Consider the following 16225-nt stretch of genomic DNA (forward strand, 5'->3'; position numbering starts at 1 on the left):
TCTATCCTAGATTTTTTTGAAGATGATGGAAGTGTTGATCCCGCCAAAGGCAAAGTTGTTGCTCATTAGGTATTCAACATCCAGTTCGCGGCCTGAGCCCGTGATGTAATCAAGTTTACCGCAGCGTTCGTCAATGTTTTCAAGGTTCAATGTTGGACTGAACCAGCCTGAATGCATCATCTCTAGGCTTAACCAAGCCTCAATTGCACCACACGCACCAAGCGTATGACCAAAGTAGCTTTTCAATGAACTGATTGGCACTTCTCCGAAAATGTTCGCTGTAGCATTACTTTCTGCAATATCGCCTTTTTCAGTTGCGGTACCGTGAGCAGAGACATAACCGATATTTTCAGCCGGAAGCTGCGCGTCTTTGAGTGCTTTCTCCATACAAACTTGCATGGTTTCCATTTGAGGTTGGGTCACATGAGCTGCATCGCAATTGCTGGCAAAGCCGACAATCTCAGCGTAGATCTTTGCGCCGCGAGCGACGGCATGTTCATACTCTTCGAGCACAAGCGTACCAGCGCCTTCACCGATGACTAGACCATCGCGCTCACTGTCGTAAGGGCTAGGGGATTTTTCTGGTGTGTCGTTTTTTAAACTGGTAGCAAAAAGGGTATCGAAAACGGCAGACTCAGTTGGGCATAGTTCTTCACCACCACCGGCAACCATCACGGTTTGGTAGCCATGTTTGATCGCTTCATAAGCGTAACCAATCGCTTGGCTTCCTGAAGTACAGGCACTGCTGGTGGGAATCACGCGTCCGCGCAAGCCAAAGAACAGTCCAACGTTGACCGCAGCAGTGTGTGGCATCATTTGAACATAGGTAGTTGCTGTGATTGCTCGTGTCGATTTCTCGTTAAGCATCACACCAAACGCACCTACGGCATCAGTACTGCCGGTTGAAGACCCGTAGGCAATGCCCGTTTCTCCGTTAGTTAGAACATCATGTCCAATCAACCCGGCTTGTGTTAAAGCATCTTCAGTCGCGACAGTGGCTAAGCGAGAAACCCGACCCATGCCTCGAACCTGTTTACGTTTGTAGTGTTTTGGTAACTGGAAGTCATCAATAGGCGCAGCTAGCTTAGTGTTGAGGCCATCGTATTGCTCAAAACTTGGCATATATTGAGTGGCATTTTCACACGCTTTCAGTTTTGGCTCGATGTGCTGCCAATCATTACCAAAGGCAGTAACACCAGACATGCCAGTTACAACAACGCGGTGGGTCATACTAAGCCTCCATTGACTGAAATTACTTGGCGAGTGACGTAGCCTGCAATATCAGACATTAGGTAGCTGACTAGGCCAGCCACTTCTTCTGGCTCGCCCATGCGGCGCAGTGGAACTTGAGGTAGAGCGTGCTCTTTCACGTGCTCATCAACCATACCGGTATCGATTAATCCTGGAGCAACACAGTTTACCGTGATCTTGCGTTTTGCGAGCTCAAGAGCAAGAGACTTAGTTGCGCCAATTACGCCCGCTTTTGCTGCGGCATAGTTAGTTTGGCCACGGTTGCCCATGATGCCTGATACAGACGCCAGAGTGACGATGCGACCGCCTTTACGCTTTTGAACCATAGGCATTACGCACGGGTGAAGTACGTTGTAGAAGCTGTCGAGATTGGTATGGATCACGCCATCCCACTCTTCTTCCGTCATGGCAGGGAAGGCCGTATCACGAGTAATGCCCGCGTTATTTACTACACCATAGTAAGCGCCATGTTCAGCTATATCTGATTCAAGCGTTTCACGGCATTCACTGCGATTGCTGATATCGAATTGGATCAGACGTCCTGCGCCACCCAATTCAGTGATCGACTTTAAGGTATCTTCGGCACCTTGCTTGTCACCCATGTAATGAACGGCGATTTCAAATCCGTCTTTTGCGAGTTGAATAGCGATCGCTTTACCAATGCCTTTACTGGCACCAGTGACTAAAACTTGACGGGTCATGATGGGCTCCTAGTTTTCATTTCTTGTAATTTTTGTTCAGTTGGCACATAGACATTAAGTTGGCATTGAGCCACCAATTCGCCTTGGTCTTCGACTCTGGCGGTAAACACGGCCATGCCACTGTCTTCCATCAGTTGCTCGGCGTAGATATCAAGGGTTTGTCCTTGAGAAAATTGGTCACAAAGTGATTTGTAACGACGAGAACCCAGTAAGAAGCCGATGGGTGGAGTGGTGCCGTTTTTTATCGCGTGGTATCCAGACCAAGCGGCAACCGACTGCGCCATAAACTCGATACCAACATAAGCGGGTACGGTTTGAGTGTCTGCGTTAAAGAACAGGTTATGTGCTCCAATATCCACTTGGCAGTGAATCGATAACGCCTCTACGCTGATAGCACGATCGATTAATATCATCGGGTCATCATGTGGGAGGAGTTGGTCTACAGAAGGGATATCAGTCATTTACTACACCAAAAATCAGGCTAATGTTGTTGCCACCAAAAGCAAAAGAGTTGCTTAAGATGTTCTTTACTTTAAGTTTCTGGGCACAGTTTACCAAATCAATCTCAATATCCTCAGCTTTATCCTGACATTTTTGTAAGGGAAGCGGTAAGTCATATTTTAAAATATGCCATGCTATTGCTGCTTCTATCGCACTCGCGGCTCCAAGAGTATGCCCGGTGAGCGGCTTGGTGGAACTGACGGGAACCTTGTTTGCAAAAATACGATGAATGGCTTTGCTTTCCATTGAGTCATTGAGAGGCGTAGCGGTGCCATGGGCATTGATATAGCCGATGTCCTCTGCTGTTAGCTGTGCAGCGTTCAGTGCCTTTCTCATGGCTTCTTCTGCGCCATTTCCTTCAGGGTGAGGCGCTGATATATGGTGCGCGTCAGAACTATCACCACAACCTAACAGAGCAATGTTGGGTAAGTTGTTCAATGGTTTTATTTTGCTAAGCAGCATAAATGCGGCAGCTTCTCCGATATTAATACCATTTCTAGAAGTACTAAAAGGCTGACAATGTGTCGTTGAAAGCGCTTCAAGGCCATGGAAGCCATTGAGCGTAAGTTTACATAAGGTATCGACACCTCCAACCAAAACAGCATCGGCCATGCCGGAGTCTAACAGTCGCTCGGCGGTGAGAAATACACGGCCACTTGATGAGCAAGCCGTCGAGATTGCATAACTTGGCCCCGTTATCGCGCAGTATTGGCTGACGAACTCAGAAGTATTGCCAAGCTCTTGTTTCGAGTAATGGTAATGCTCAGGAAACTCATCGTGTGTCAATTTATGTTTGAAAGCCGCTTCACCATCAGAAATACCTGAGGTGCTAGTGCCTATAACAACAGCAACTTTATCCGAGCCAAATTGTAATTTTGCTTGCTCGATAGAATCTTTGATTTGGTTTAGGGCCGATAACGCGAGCTGGTTATTACGAGTAGCGTATTCGGCAAGGTGCTGAGGGATTTCAGGCAGATCGCCCGCTACCTTACCAACAACAGTCGACTTGCCGTCATTCAGCATATCGTCCACTTCAACCATATTCGATCTGTGCTCATTTTTAAGGCAGTCGTGAATTTCAACAACACTTGAGCCTAGCGCCGAGTGGAAACCACAGTCTTGGATGTAAATAGGCATAGTGTTCAGCTCTTACTTGGGTTGTCGATAATCGTTGAGTTCAACGTTTGTATAGTGATGGTATAGCCTTGGGTCAAATGCGTGAAAACAATGTCGCCGCTAGTTTTGTCAGCTCCGGAATCCGCTTGGTAATCAATTCGAATGATTGCCTGTTGGTTATCGTCAAACACTGTGCGGCTGTTTTCTGTGTCGACCAAGTGCCAGCCGATACTTTCTAAAGGTTGAGTCCACGCTTCAACTGGCCATAGGGTCAGCATTAAATTAAATAGCACCTGTTCGGGTTGCGGCAGGGTCGCCCCAAGGCCAGATAAAACCTGTGTATCAATCACTTGGTTTTGGTACTGCAGTGACAAAATTCGAGTACCCCAAGATGAAAAACCCGCTAACACCACTTTATCTGGTGTCACTTCAACTTGGACAGGAAGTTGTTGAGTCTCGTTTTGCCAGGTCGCGTTAATCAACTGGCTCGCCGTAAATGAGTATCCAAGCTCAGAAGGCAAAGGTAAGGCTAATTCGGTGTCATTATCGATAGACACACTTGCGCCAGTCGGCTGCTGAGAAACCATTGAACAGGCACTGAGTAGTAAACCCAATACAACGCCCAGCGCTATCCGTATTGTATTTTTCATCTAAAAGCCTCATGAGGTTTTGGTTTTCTTGCGGCTTTCTCTGTATTGATTGCGAGTGGAGAAAGCAACCACGCCACAAAAATACCCGTTAAGACGGTAACACCGAAGCTATGAATGGCATGAGTCTGACTTAGTGACAGTAAACCAAATGAAAGCAGCGTCGTGAGGCCAGACAAGGTAATGGCTAACAAGGTGCTCAGTGATTTCTTCTGCTCAGCAAAGAAAAGGGTGTAGTCGATGCCAATCCCTAGAATCAGAATCAGACCCAATAAGTTAAATAGGTTTAAGGTCGAACCCAAAACGCCGGTGATCGCTAGCCCTGCGATTCCCGCAATCAAAGACGGCAACAGCATCAACAGGCTCTGTTTTACGCCATAGCGCCAGCCTAAAACCATTCCAATGGCTGCCAATGCTATTAATAATAGTTCGGTGATCTTGACTCTGTATTCAGCAAAAAGCGACGAGATTTCATCGGCCTTATTGAGGAACTTAACATCTTGTTGCTGAGCAAAATCTGAACCAAGCCATTGAGAGAACAGCTCTGAGTCAGTGACATCTTTGATTAAAATAACAGACGCAGCTTGTCCATCTATCGGCCTCAACCAAAGAGGACGAATGGGTTCGGATACTGGTGATGCTAAAAAACCATCAACTGTTATTGGTTCATAGTTAGGAAGCTCAGGGAAACTCGACCAACCTAATGTGGTTTGTAATGTTGAGCTCTGATTAGCGTAGAGCTGTTTCACCAGCCGATAGTTTTCATTTTGCTCATGCTCACTTGGCAGGTGTTGATTGACGCTGCGATATCCTGAGATGCCTCGCTTCTCGATCAATGAATCTAATTCAGAGGTGATCAATGCCAATTTTTTCAGTAATGCTTGATTACTTTTCGCAGTTACCAACAGCATATTTTGACCATTGCCTAATCCTGAAATCTCAGTGATGGCTTGCTCTTGCTGTTTGAGTTGCTCTGGCATTGCCTGAAGTTGGCGTATATCGTCGTCGTAACGAATTTGACTGAGTGACATTAGGCTAACGACAGTCACCGTTAACGGTAAGCCTATTCTGAATTTTGGCTTGCTCCATACACTCAACCAACTATGCCAAAGCTTCACTAGGGGGAGTGGACGTTCCTGACTTGGTTTCGCCGCTAAAACGGGATACCAACACACTACACTGGCGTAAGCTGCAATGAGTCCAATTGACGAGAACAAAGCAAGTTGTTGTAAGCCTGGGAAAGGTGCAACAAGTAAGCCTAGGTAGCCTATCAAGCTAGTAATAAGCCCCAAGCTGATCGCAATAAGGATATGTTGCAACCCTTTTTTACTTTGCCATTTACTTCCTGCCGCTAAGCGATCGGTAAGGAAGTGAAAAGAGTAATCGATTGATACGCCGATCAAACTGGCACCGAACACTAAGCTGAATAAGTGAATTTTGCCGAAGATAGCGACGGTGCTCGCGAGTGCAACCAGTAATCCAGTACTGATTGAAAGTAGTGATAAAGCAAGTGGTAGGGCGCTACGAAATGTCAGCCACACCAACAAAATAACGCCAGCTAACGATCCTAAACCAATGGTGCTGATCTCAGATTTTGCACTTTGAGTGCCGTAATTAGCGTAGAAAACCACGCCAGTATGCTGAACTTTGACGTTAAACTGTTTTTCGACCTCGAGCTCAATTGAATCAAGATCAGGAAGTTGTTCTTGAATCGCCAAGCTATAAGGTGAGCCAGCCAGCGTAGCCGTGACCAAAATATGAGTTTGGTCATTAGATTGAGCGGTGAGGTACCCTTCTTTCAGAACAAAGTTACTTGATTGAACGCCAACAGTACTGATGTAGTCGCGAAATAGCAGAAATGGATCCATCGACAGTTCGGCTGCAGTGACGCCTGAGAATGGATTGTACAGAGACTGGATGACATATTGAGCTCGCGAATCCGGCGAGTGTGTCAGTGTCTCTTTTTGTTGTTGGGTCAGCAGTTGAGCTCGGTGACGAAAGTAGAAATCGCTCCACTGGCTTTGGGTGCTGGCGTTGATTTTGCCTTGAACTTGCTTAAACAGAGTTGGCTGACTTGAAAAAGCTCTTTGGTTGAGAGCTTTTTCAAAAGCGTCGGTCGCAATCATGGCTTGGTCGATGTCGGGGGCGCTGATGATAAACACTACTTGCTCGCTCATCGAGCTGGATATCTGCTGGAAGGCTTGCTCTACCATTGGGTCTTGCTGGTTTTCTGGTAGTAACTTTAGAATGTTGCTTTCAATCGGTACCGACGAAGAAAAAGCGAATTGTTTTATTAACAATCCGCTAAATAGTACTACGATAACAAGCCAAACAAGGGCCAGACTAGAGTTGGAATTGTTGCGCTTCAGCATCTGATAATACTTCCGGTAGATGGCTTAATTGGCTAAATTCGATCACCGTGCTGTCTCCACGAATCTCTCTCAACTCAATACGTTCAATATCATTTTTACCTTGCAGCGTAATGGCTTCAAACACCGCGTTCATCGGCGCACTTTTCGGCTTTAGAGTGAGTGTCCATCGTGTGTCTTGTGAACTTGCGTTTGCACTTTGATCAGTGTTTGTAGTGGTTGCAGGCTCAAAGTCGAGTGAGAATTGTTCTTGGAGTTTTTGCGTATCCCCGTGGAACACCGATAAGAATATATGGCTGAAATAAAACGCCATTGGGTTTTCTTTGTCGGTAATGATTTTAGCGGGTTGATCGGCAAACCTTTGGCTCAGCTTGTTATCGGTTAACACCAAGCTCACAGGAAAGGGGGTAGTTTGCGTCCAAAGCAAACCATTCGACTTGTCTAACAGGAAAGTACCTTGTGACGTCAAAGGCTGGGCGAACATTTCCATGTTGCGCGTTTGGGTGAACTCACCACGCACTATGTTGTTTGCGCTTAATACTGTTTGCAGATCTGAAATAGAACCAACCGTAGCTGTACTTTCATTAGCAATAACAAAACTACTCGCCGTCATTGAGGCAAGCCCTAGTAGTGCGATGCTGATGTGTTTGCGACTGCGTTTAAACAGACTCATGTTTCACCTGCTGCTGTGTGTTAGATACTTGAGGTTGGTCTGATTGTTGGTCGCTTGGTTGCTGTTCAGTTGATTGGGGTAAGCAGCCAAATTGATGCCAATGCTCGACTTTATCTGTAAACACTTTCGGTGAAGCGAAGCACATCTCTTGTTCTTCAATGGTCACCGCAACCTGCATTGTGTGGGCGCGTGTCATGCGAGCACCTGTGTTGGCATCGTGAATTTCGTAGTCAACACGCAGGCGGTTTTCCCATTCAGTCAACTTAGCCGATACCTTGATCTGATGATTGAACGGTATCGCCTTAATGTACTTTACACGCGTGTCGATGATCGGCCACATGTAGCCCGAATCCTTCATCTCATGGTAGTTGTACTCAATCTTATCCATCATGATACGCCTTACTTCTTCAAAAAATCGGAAGTAATTACCGTGATAGATCACGCCCATCGGGTCGGCATCTTGGAATGAGGTGATAAGTGTCACCTCAGATTGTAATGGATGAAGGATTTCAGACATAAATCGCTCTCAACAATATTGCGTAAAGGGTTAGCTACTCTATGAGTAAAGTGACCAGTGCTGACTTTGAATACGAGCAATGAAGTGGCGTAGATCGCCTTCAAGTGGTCGGTCTTCAACGATAAATTCAAACTCTTTAAGCACTTCGTCGCGAATGTACTTTAGGTTTTCACTCATGTGGTGCTCATCAAGCTCATTGTGACGTTTACGAAGCTCGAGTGCTTGTGTACCCGCCAGAAGTGATGCCGCTGCTACTTGCTCTGTTAGCTCCAGAACACGTAAACAATCACGAGCTGCGATGGTGCCCATACTGACTTTGTCTTGGTTGTGGCACTCGGTTGAACGAGAGAACACGCTTGCCGGCATGGTGTGTTTCAATGCTTCTGCTGTCCAAGCTGAAACACCGATCTGTACTGCCTTGAAGCCGTGGTTGATTGGCTTACGTTCGCCTTCTGCGCCTGTTAGGTTAAATGGCAGTCCGTTGTTGAACTTGTAATCCATCAACTGTGCCATTTGGCGATCAAGCAGATCCGCAAGGTTGGCTACTGCTGTTTTTAACGTATCCATCGCCATGGCAATATGGCCGCCGTAGAAGTGTCCACCGTGCAGTACGCGCTCGTTGTCGCCATCGATAATTGGGTTATCGTTAGCGCTGTTGAGCTCGTTCTCAATCATTTGGCGAAGCCAAGGCAGAGAGTCTTGAACGACACCGATAACGTGTGGAGCACAACGCAATGAGTAACGATCTTGCAGACGGTCACTGTTACGTGGCGGGCGATCTGCTTGTAAGTCATCACGTAGCCATGCAGCAACTTGCTGTTGACCCGGATGAGGCTTCACTGCAAACAGTGCTTCATCGAAATGGAAATCGTTGCCTTGCATACCGACAGACACCATTGCGGTGATCTTAGTCGACAGCTGAGCTAGGTATTCTGCACGTTTGTAGGCGATACAAGCTAAAGCCGTCATTACTGACGTGCCATTCATTAATGCTAAGCCTTCTTTTGGCTTAAGCTTGATAGGGCTAATTCCTAGCTCTTTGTAGACGTCACTAGTAGGGCGAACTTCGCCTTTGTAGATAACATCGCGCTCACCAATCAGTGCGGCCGCTAAGTAAGACAGCGGCGTTAAATCACCACTGGCACCCACCGATCCTTCTTGAGGAATACGCGGTGAGATGTCTTGGTTAATCAAAGTAACGATCTGGTTGAGCAAATCATGAGTCACACCAGAGACACCTTGTGACAGAGAACACAGGCGAGTTGCTAATACTGCACGAGATTGTTCGTGAGACAGTATTTCGCCTAAACCACAGCCGTGAAAACGTGTTAAATGCAGTGGTAGCTCGTCAACTAGGTTTGGCGGAATTGCAACGGTACATGAGTCACCGTAACCGGTTGTCACACCATAGATCACGCCTTCTTCTTTCAACAGACGTTCTAAGAAAGCGACACCACGGTCGATCTTAGATGTGAAGGCTTCACTTGAGTTCATCGAAGCTTTTGCGCCTTGTGAGATAGCGACAACATCCTCAATCGTGAGGCGTTCGGCACCAAAGGTGATGCTATTTGGATTCTTTTTCGTCATGGTGCTTGCTCAATGTCCAAAAATTAAAAAAGTTGTACCACTGAAGCGGTGCTTTCAGTGTGTAGTGCTCAAGTCGATTTGCGTATTTTTGCACGACTTGCTGTAAAGATTGTTCGCGAGTCTTTCTGGGTAGTTCTATTTTGTCGCTAAAATGCTCGAAATAGACATTAAAATGCGGCTTAGATTGTGAGTCATCACGTAGCCCAAATAATAGAAATACTGGCGCTTTGAGAACAGAGGCTAACATAAATGGCCCTTGAGGGAAGGGCGCTTCCTTACCCAAAAACTCAGCCCATACTGAACGGCTCTCTTTGCTGGTGGAGGTTCTATCGCCAACAATCACAATCCACTCACCTTGTTCCAGTTTCTGTTGCAACAAGATAGCAGTATCAGGCCCCATTGAAGTTACCTGAATCAGGTTTAAATCAGACTGCGGGTTGACCGCTTTCATCACCGAATTAAAACGCTCAGCGTGCTCGGTAAAAACCAATGCATTGATTTTGATGTTCGAGTGTCTGCGACCCAAAGCTCGACACAGTTCGATGTTGCCAAGATGAGAACCTAGGATTAGCACACCTTGCTTATTTGCCACCATGCTCTCAAATTGTTCTTGACCATGAATGCTCAGGTTATCGACCGAAAAATCCCCTTTCCATGCAGCCAACTTGTCTAGCATGGTATGGCCAAACGAGAGCAAATGGTTATAACTGGTTAATTCAGCGGGTAACTCAATATTCTGTTGTTCAGCGTATGCCTTAAGCTGAAATAGGTACTGTTCTGAGGCGTTTCGTGCACGTTTGCCCGTTAGGTGGTAGTAACGCATCACGCCGCGTAAAATCAGATTAAATACGCCTCGGCCTAACAAGGTATAAACGGCCAATAACAGTTTGATTCCCAGCACAGTGCCGCGTTCTTGAGTACGCGACCAGTGGGGTTGTTCTGGACCTATTTGTTCGGAATTTACTTGTCTTGAATCTGCCGAGGAACCTTGGCTATTTTCAGCTGGCAAACTCTTAGCTGCAGATAAACTCTCGGCGGAATCTGATTTGAAATGACGAGCAATCAATTTTGGTGCTCTCGGCAGCATGCCGAAGAACAGTCTTGTGTGCATCCAACTGATTTTTACGTTGTCCCACAGTGCATCGAAATGAGAGATACCATTTTCTGGGTAGATAACACGCGTTTCAACGAAGTCAATGTCGCAGCCTTCCCAATACAGGCGAACCAGAATCTCGATATCAAAGTCCATTCTCGAACCGACATCATATTTATTCAGTACGGTTTGCGTCTTATCGATTGGATACGCTCTGAAGCCACACATGCTGTCTTTAATCGAGAGAGATAGGGTTTCTATCCATACCCAGATATGTGTCGCGTAGCGTCCGTAGAGCCTTGCCTTAGGCACGCTCTCGTCATAGACAGGCTGACCAGAGATAAGGTGCCGGGGCTTAGTTTGTGAAGCTTGGATTAATGTGGGTAGGGCGTCTAGGTCATGTTGCCCATCAGCATCAATCTGAATGGCATGACTAAAGCCGAGCTCTTGCGCTCGCTTAATGCCCGCTTTTACCGCGCCGCCTTTGCCTTGGTTGTGATCAAGTGTTACCAAAGTCACGCTTGGGCTATCGGCAAGTGGAGTCAGAAACTGTTTGGTCGCGAGTTCACTGCCATCATCAACAATAATGATAGGAAGTTTGAAATTAAGAAGTGATGAGACCACAGTTGGCATGGTTGCACCGTGGTTAAAGCACGGAATTAGGAAGCAAGCCTTGTAGTTGCTTTCTTCAAGTGCGTGTTGAGAAACAGCCTCAGCGCTATTCACTTTTCTCTCCCAGCTTCATTTTGCCTGAAGAGTGAATCTGTTCGCCGTTGTTTGAGGTGTAACTAAAGCTAAGTTTGTCTTTGTCAGCGTCCCACTTGAGTGACAACTGTATGGTCGAGTCTGGCAGGATCGGTTCTTGGAATTTGATGACTTCCATGCCTTTAAAAAAACCAGGGACACTCAGTTCTTGGACTGCGTAGTGAAGTGCCCAATCAATCTGTGTAACACCAGGAAGAATAGGAAAGCTCTTGAAGTGCCCCTTAAAATCGGTGATGTCTCCAGTAATATGGAGTGTCAGGGTCGATTCTTTCTCTGCAGTGTCAACAGCAATGACGTTTGGTTTTCTCTTATCCATAGCGTGTGCTTAGAATCCTTGGGCTGAAAATGGGTGTTCTGACAAAAATATAAAAAGATAACCTCAGTGTAAAATACGATCAGCGGTTTCTATGATTTTACGAGCTGTTCGATATGAGAGGTTAGTCGCTTACCTTGGCTGTTGAGTGGAATCTCATCAACAATGCGATATTTTCTTGGGATAGCGATCGGTTTCTAACCATTTTCTAAGTTCTGAACGCAGCATCAACCAGAACTTACCTTTACTCATGGTGGTGAGAGTCGCTTGGCCATCCTCTGATAATACCAAAACCGACGCCAAGATTAAGCGCTCCGGTTCTTCAAATGGAATGACGACACATTCGCTTATCCAAGGCAGTTGCTCAAGTCGCTTTTCGACTTCAACCAGTGATACTCGCTTTTCTTCTATCTTGATCACTCGGTCGGTTCGGCCTTTCAATATAAACTGATTCTCCGAGACCATTTCGCACTCGTCTGCGGTTTGATACCAGTTATTGTTATCGATGTAGGGCGACAATAACTTAATGCAATTCTCACTGTTGAGACTTGCCTCAATACAGTCAAAAAGTTGCCAAGGCGTTTGAGCGCTCTTTTGTTGGCGAAATGCGATGCCACCAGTTTCTGTGCTGCCAAAAACCTCGATAGGTAAATGACCAAGCAGATTCTGTGATTGATGAGCCGATTCAGTGGGTAACGGGCCACCTGAAGAGAACACACCAGCAAGCTGCGTGGTATTGGTCTCATGCTTTAATCGTTTGAGTAGAGCTGGGCTGCTGATCAGCACGCAGTTTTTGTTAGCGTGAGAAAGGATCTGCTCAGGGTACTCAAGGTTGTTTCGAGCAAATGGAACACCAGAACAGAGTGGCCATAAGATTCTAAACAGCAAACCATAGATATGTTGATGTGAAACCGTACTGTGAACTCGATTACCCTTGAGTAATTTGTCCCAGTTCTTATCTAGCTGAGCAGTTTCTATATCTAGATGTTCTAGTGTTTTATTGATTGCCTTCGGTGTACCGCTTGAACCTGAAGTAAATAGGGTCAATTGGATTGCTGCTAACTCAATGGTGGGAAGATTATCGGTTAGAGGCTCGCGTGTTTCGGTGTCTAATAAGGTTTGGATATTGCGAACTTCACTTACTTCCACTGCACCAATCGCATCATCGACTAACAGACAGTCAAAATGTTCATTAAGCTCGGCAAGCGCACAAGGTTGATAGTTACCTGGCAAAATGATGTGTTTTTTGCTGACAGCACATGCCAAAAAGGCCACCGAAAAGAGGTAGCTGTCTTGGGTACAAATCGCGATTCGTTGAAAAGAGGATGAAGATAAAAGGTGTACGAGTCGAGATAAGTCGTCGTTAAATGTTTGCCACGTAATCTCGCTATTGTCGTCAAAGCAGACGATAGAATCAGACGATCTGTTCTGGCTGAGAAGTTCAGACAAGGAAGTGTAAGAGACGGTTTGGGTCATAACAATTTAACTCTGACGAATGCGCTGTCTTACTACCCACTCTCCTGCAAAAAGTAACCCGGCGAATAAATAGCTGAGTAAGCCATTGTATAGGGTCCAGATTTCAAGAGGTTGGAAGCAGGTGTAAAGAGCGATAGAGCCATTGATAACAAAGAACAGGCACCAAACTTTGGTGACTTTTCGTGTGTAATCAACGCCACTTTGCGGAAGTTCAGGCTCTTGGAGACGAGCAAGACGCTCGATAATTGTTTGAGGTTGCCATAGGCTTGAAGCGAATACAGCCAACATACAAACATTAACGATGACGGGATAATAGGTTAACCAGCCATGCTGCTTGAAGGTTAATCCTAGTGCCAGCAGAACAATTCCGGCACTTCCACTGATCCAAGCTAGGTGTTTTAGCTCTTTGATTTTAGCCTGACCGCCGGTGAAAATACGGACAGCAAAGATAGCGGCTAAGACGATACCAACGGTTTGTAGGCCAAACTTGTTGAGTCCAAAGTAAACCGCTATTGGATAAGTGAAAAGTATGATTGCCGACAGTAAAGTCAGCAGAGGACGCATTATGCGTCCTTCAATAGTTCAGCCACAGACTCCACAACGTCATTAACGGTGCGTACTGCTTTGAACTCTTCAGGTTTGATCTTCTTACCTGTGACGTTCTGTAAGTGAACGACCAAATCAACGGCATCAATGCTGTCTAAGTCTAGATCGAGATAAAGGTGTGCTTCAGGCGTGATATCTTCAGCATCAAGCTCAAACAGCTCAATAAGCGCATCTTTAACCTGGTTGTATACTTCTTGTTGGTTAGCTTGTGTCATAAAGATCTGTCTAGTTGTTCGTTTGAGAAGAGATGTAATTCGCTAGATTTTCAACCGACGAGAAGTGCTGTCGAGTGTTTGAATCATCGGCATCGATAACAATGTTGTACTTTTTCTTGATAGCAAGGCCAAGCTCAAGTGCATCAATAGAATCTAGTCCCAGTCCATCACCAAATAGTGGAGCTTCTGTTTCAATTTCATCAATGCTCATGTCTTCAAGGTTCAATGCGTCGATGATCAGTTGTTTCAGTTCGTTGTGTAATGTTTCCACTTTGGCCTACTTAATGCTTTATCTAAATGCTGCTTTAAGGGGGCGATTCTACATTATGCGATGTATTTTCGAAATGCTGATATCGCCTGTTGTTTATTGATTTACTAAATGTTTTCTTCGGAAGGGAAAATAGTATGTGCAAGATGATGATTAAGGCGTCTTGCTGCCGAAGTTAAGTTATTTGCATTCTCAATAAATGGTGCGACTTCTATTTTACCTTTCACCGCGATATGAAAAAAGGGTTTCGTAGCAGGAACTTGATACCATTTTTTCTCTTTCGTTAAGAATGTCGGAGAAACCGTAATATGAATCACGCGTAAATCGGTTTGTGTTCGAGTCGCAATTTGTGCCGCACCACGTTGTAAGGATGGTTCAATTCCCGGCGTTGTGCGAGTGCCTTCTGGAAAAACCAGCAGGACATTGCCACGTGAAAAGCGTTCTTCACAACGTTCTAAAAGATCGTCAGGTGCTTGATTGGGTATGTAACCCGCCGCTTTAACAATCCTCTTCATAAACGGGTTTTCCCAAATGGCCGCTTTGACGAGGCAATCACATTGAGGAAGTTGAGAGGCGATCAGCACATAGTCGATTAAGCTCGGATGGTTGGCAACGATGATGCAGTTGCGATCTTCGCGTAGCAGTTCGGCGCCATCAATTCTGTAATCAATTGCGCCTGTGAATTTCATGATTTGGCAAAAAGCATTGAATGAGAAACGAATCAGTCGCTGAACTTTGAGCTCTCTTTCATTGGTATTGGGTGTCGTTATTGCAATAGAAGGTAAGATTAAGAAGCTTAATACTAAGCCTCCCAGCCCAAAGGTGGTAAAGCAGAATCCTGTCGCAAACACTCGCCAATATTGCGCTAACTTGCTCATTGCTGTGTTCCTGTCTTGGCGTTATTTATCCACGACCAAGTTTGGTGTTTACCTACAATTGTCCAACGTTGTGTATTCTGAAGAATGTTCTGCAATGTTTGCAGGCCTTGTGGTAAATCAGCCGTTGACCTGTCGCTAGCTATGGGGCTACTAGCTATTGAGCTGCTAGTGGCTGTTCTCGAAATTGAGTATTCATTGCCTGCTGTGATCACTAAACCCAGAGCATAGTCGGCATAGTGTTGTGTTTCGTATTCTTGGTAAAGCTCAGGCAAAGGTTGGTCGAAATCAATGACGAGTACACGATGCGATGGGTATTGGTGAAGATAAAGGTAAGCTTCAATCAGGGCGTTATGAAAGGTGTCTTGCCCCGCAGCGATTGAGGTCAGTGGAATCGGTGCTTTCGCGGCAATGGTGGTTAGGCCCGCTGCGGTATTATGTACCGACTGCGAGAACGCCATTGGAGAGGCATCGTCACCTTCGAGTATCGACTGAATCAATGTGGCGGTTCGGTGTAGCTCACCATGTCGGCTGGCAAAAACCAGATAGTCAATCGAGGTGTCTTTTAATAGCGTTAACGCGGTTTGGACGGCAAGCTTACTTTGCAGGCTCATGCGGCGGCGCATCATCGGCGGGATAGCTTTAAATTCAGTTGAGCCATCTTGTGGCCAATCTAAATTCTTGCTCCATGTTTGCCATTCGGCATCAGAATTGAGCCCCGCAGAATTTGCAGACCATTTCTCAATATTAAACGACATTAATTGGGATTGATTTGACATAGAGTATTGATTTGCTTTGGGTCTAACTAAATACTACGCGTGCTTATAAATAAACACAGATAAGGAATTTAAATGAAATTACTAAAAATAGCCGTTTCAATGTTATTCATATTCGTTCTTGCAGGGTGTGGACGTGTCCAACCTGTAATGAATGTTGAGGATACTCCAGTTGCACTTAATCTTCAAAGCAAACAGGTGAAATCAGCTATTTATGAGTCGGCTGAGAATCGAGGCTGGTTGGTTTCAGAAATAAAACCTGGCTTGATCCGTGCGGAACTGTATGTTCGTTCACACCATGCGGTGGTTGAAATTCCTTATAGTGACAAGTTTTACTCTATTCTTTACGTTGAATCAGAGAATTTGAAGTATGACGATGGTGAAATACATCGTAATTACAACCGTTGGGTTAATAACTTAAACGTTGATATTAAACGTAAGCTTGCACAAATGGCAGCTGAGTAACCCTCTATTAT

At 45.6% G+C, this 16225-nt stretch carries 17 protein-coding genes and 1 pseudogene; 1 reads left to right on the forward strand and 17 read right to left on the reverse strand.

The genetic code is table 11. The features are described 5' to 3' along the window. Positions 1-6: 6 nt before the first annotated feature. From DUN60_RS02360 to DUN60_RS02440, 17 genes and pseudogenes are all read right to left on the reverse strand, one after another. A complete protein-coding gene (locus tag DUN60_RS02360; protein ID WP_114633089.1) occupies positions 7-1230 on the reverse strand; it encodes a beta-ketoacyl-ACP synthase in 1224 nt (407 codons plus the stop codon). Continuing rightward, positions 1227-1952: a 3-ketoacyl-ACP reductase FabG2 gene (locus tag DUN60_RS02365; RefSeq protein WP_017076634.1), complete on the reverse strand. Its 726-nt coding sequence runs from the start codon at positions 1950-1952 to the stop codon at positions 1227-1229. Before DUN60_RS02365 ends, DUN60_RS02360 begins: the two co-directional genes overlap by 4 nt. Continuing rightward, complete coding sequence (locus tag DUN60_RS02370; RefSeq protein ID WP_017076633.1) at positions 1949-2413, reverse strand: hotdog family protein; 465 nt, start codon at positions 2411-2413, stop codon at positions 1949-1951. Before DUN60_RS02370 ends, DUN60_RS02365 begins: the two co-directional genes overlap by 4 nt. Continuing rightward, positions 2406-3590, reverse strand: coding sequence for a beta-ketoacyl-[acyl-carrier-protein] synthase family protein (locus DUN60_RS02375; RefSeq protein WP_114633090.1), 1185 nt, complete (start codon positions 3588-3590; stop codon positions 2406-2408). Before DUN60_RS02375 ends, DUN60_RS02370 begins: the two co-directional genes overlap by 8 nt. Before the next feature lie 5 nt (positions 3591-3595). Beyond that, positions 3596-4219, reverse strand: a complete 624-nt coding sequence (locus DUN60_RS02380; protein WP_054548134.1) for a DUF3261 domain-containing protein — start codon at positions 4217-4219, stop codon at positions 3596-3598. After that, positions 4216-6588, reverse strand: a complete 2373-nt coding sequence (locus DUN60_RS02385; RefSeq protein ID WP_114633091.1) for an MMPL family transporter — start codon at positions 6586-6588, stop codon at positions 4216-4218. Before DUN60_RS02385 ends, DUN60_RS02380 begins: the two co-directional genes overlap by 4 nt. Continuing rightward, entirely contained in the window at positions 6560-7258 is a 699-nt protein-coding gene (locus DUN60_RS02390; protein WP_114633092.1) for a LolA family protein, read from the reverse strand. The genes DUN60_RS02385 and DUN60_RS02390 overlap by 29 nt, the downstream gene beginning before the upstream one ends. After that, positions 7245-7775, reverse strand: coding sequence for an acyl-CoA thioesterase (locus DUN60_RS02395; protein WP_017093402.1), 531 nt, complete (start codon positions 7773-7775; stop codon positions 7245-7247). The genes DUN60_RS02390 and DUN60_RS02395 overlap by 14 nt, the downstream gene beginning before the upstream one ends. A gap of 39 nt (positions 7776-7814) precedes the next feature. Continuing rightward, positions 7815-9362, reverse strand: coding sequence for an HAL/PAL/TAL family ammonia-lyase (locus DUN60_RS02400; protein WP_102494503.1), 1548 nt, complete (start codon positions 9360-9362; stop codon positions 7815-7817). Next, complete coding sequence (locus tag DUN60_RS02405) at positions 9340-11181, reverse strand: glycosyltransferase family 2 protein (RefSeq protein ID WP_114633093.1); 1842 nt, start codon at positions 11179-11181, stop codon at positions 9340-9342. Before DUN60_RS02405 ends, DUN60_RS02400 begins: the two co-directional genes overlap by 23 nt. Then, entirely contained in the window at positions 11174-11536 is a 363-nt protein-coding gene (locus DUN60_RS02410) for an ApeI family dehydratase (protein WP_102311799.1), read from the reverse strand. The genes DUN60_RS02405 and DUN60_RS02410 overlap by 8 nt, the downstream gene beginning before the upstream one ends. Before the next feature lie 89 nt (positions 11537-11625). Beyond that, a pseudogene (locus DUN60_RS02415) lies at positions 11626-13009 on the reverse strand (AMP-binding protein). Positions 13010-13015: 6 nt separating this feature from the next. Next, entirely contained in the window at positions 13016-13573 is a 558-nt protein-coding gene (locus DUN60_RS02420) for a COG4648 family protein (protein ID WP_114633094.1), read from the reverse strand. Continuing rightward, a complete protein-coding gene (locus tag DUN60_RS02425; RefSeq protein ID WP_004736153.1) occupies positions 13573-13830 on the reverse strand; it encodes an acyl carrier protein in 258 nt (85 codons plus the stop codon). The genes DUN60_RS02420 and DUN60_RS02425 overlap by 1 nt, the downstream gene beginning before the upstream one ends. A 10-nt stretch (positions 13831-13840) precedes the next feature. After that, the gene (locus tag DUN60_RS02430) at positions 13841-14101 is read right to left on the reverse strand and encodes a phosphopantetheine-binding protein (protein WP_017106334.1); all 261 of its coding nucleotides are present in this window, start codon (positions 14099-14101) and stop codon (positions 13841-13843) included. A 104-nt stretch (positions 14102-14205) separates the two neighbouring features. Then, entirely contained in the window at positions 14206-14976 is a 771-nt protein-coding gene (locus tag DUN60_RS02435) for a lysophospholipid acyltransferase family protein (RefSeq protein ID WP_114633095.1), read from the reverse strand. Further along, on the reverse strand, positions 14973-15752 hold the full coding sequence (locus DUN60_RS02440; RefSeq protein WP_208638348.1) for a beta-ketoacyl synthase chain length factor: 780 nt from the start codon (positions 15750-15752) through the stop codon (positions 14973-14975). The genes DUN60_RS02435 and DUN60_RS02440 overlap by 4 nt, the downstream gene beginning before the upstream one ends. Before the next feature lie 72 nt (positions 15753-15824). Between DUN60_RS02440 and DUN60_RS02445 the strand changes: the two genes are divergently transcribed. After that, positions 15825-16214: a hypothetical protein gene (locus DUN60_RS02445; protein ID WP_019824137.1), complete on the forward strand. Its 390-nt coding sequence runs from the start codon at positions 15825-15827 to the stop codon at positions 16212-16214. Positions 16215-16225: the final 11 nt, after the last annotated feature.

It is taken from the genome of Vibrio splendidus (assembly GCF_003345295.1).
In the GTDB taxonomy this organism is placed as follows: Bacteria; Pseudomonadota; Gammaproteobacteria; order Enterobacterales; family Vibrionaceae; genus Vibrio; species Vibrio splendidus_K.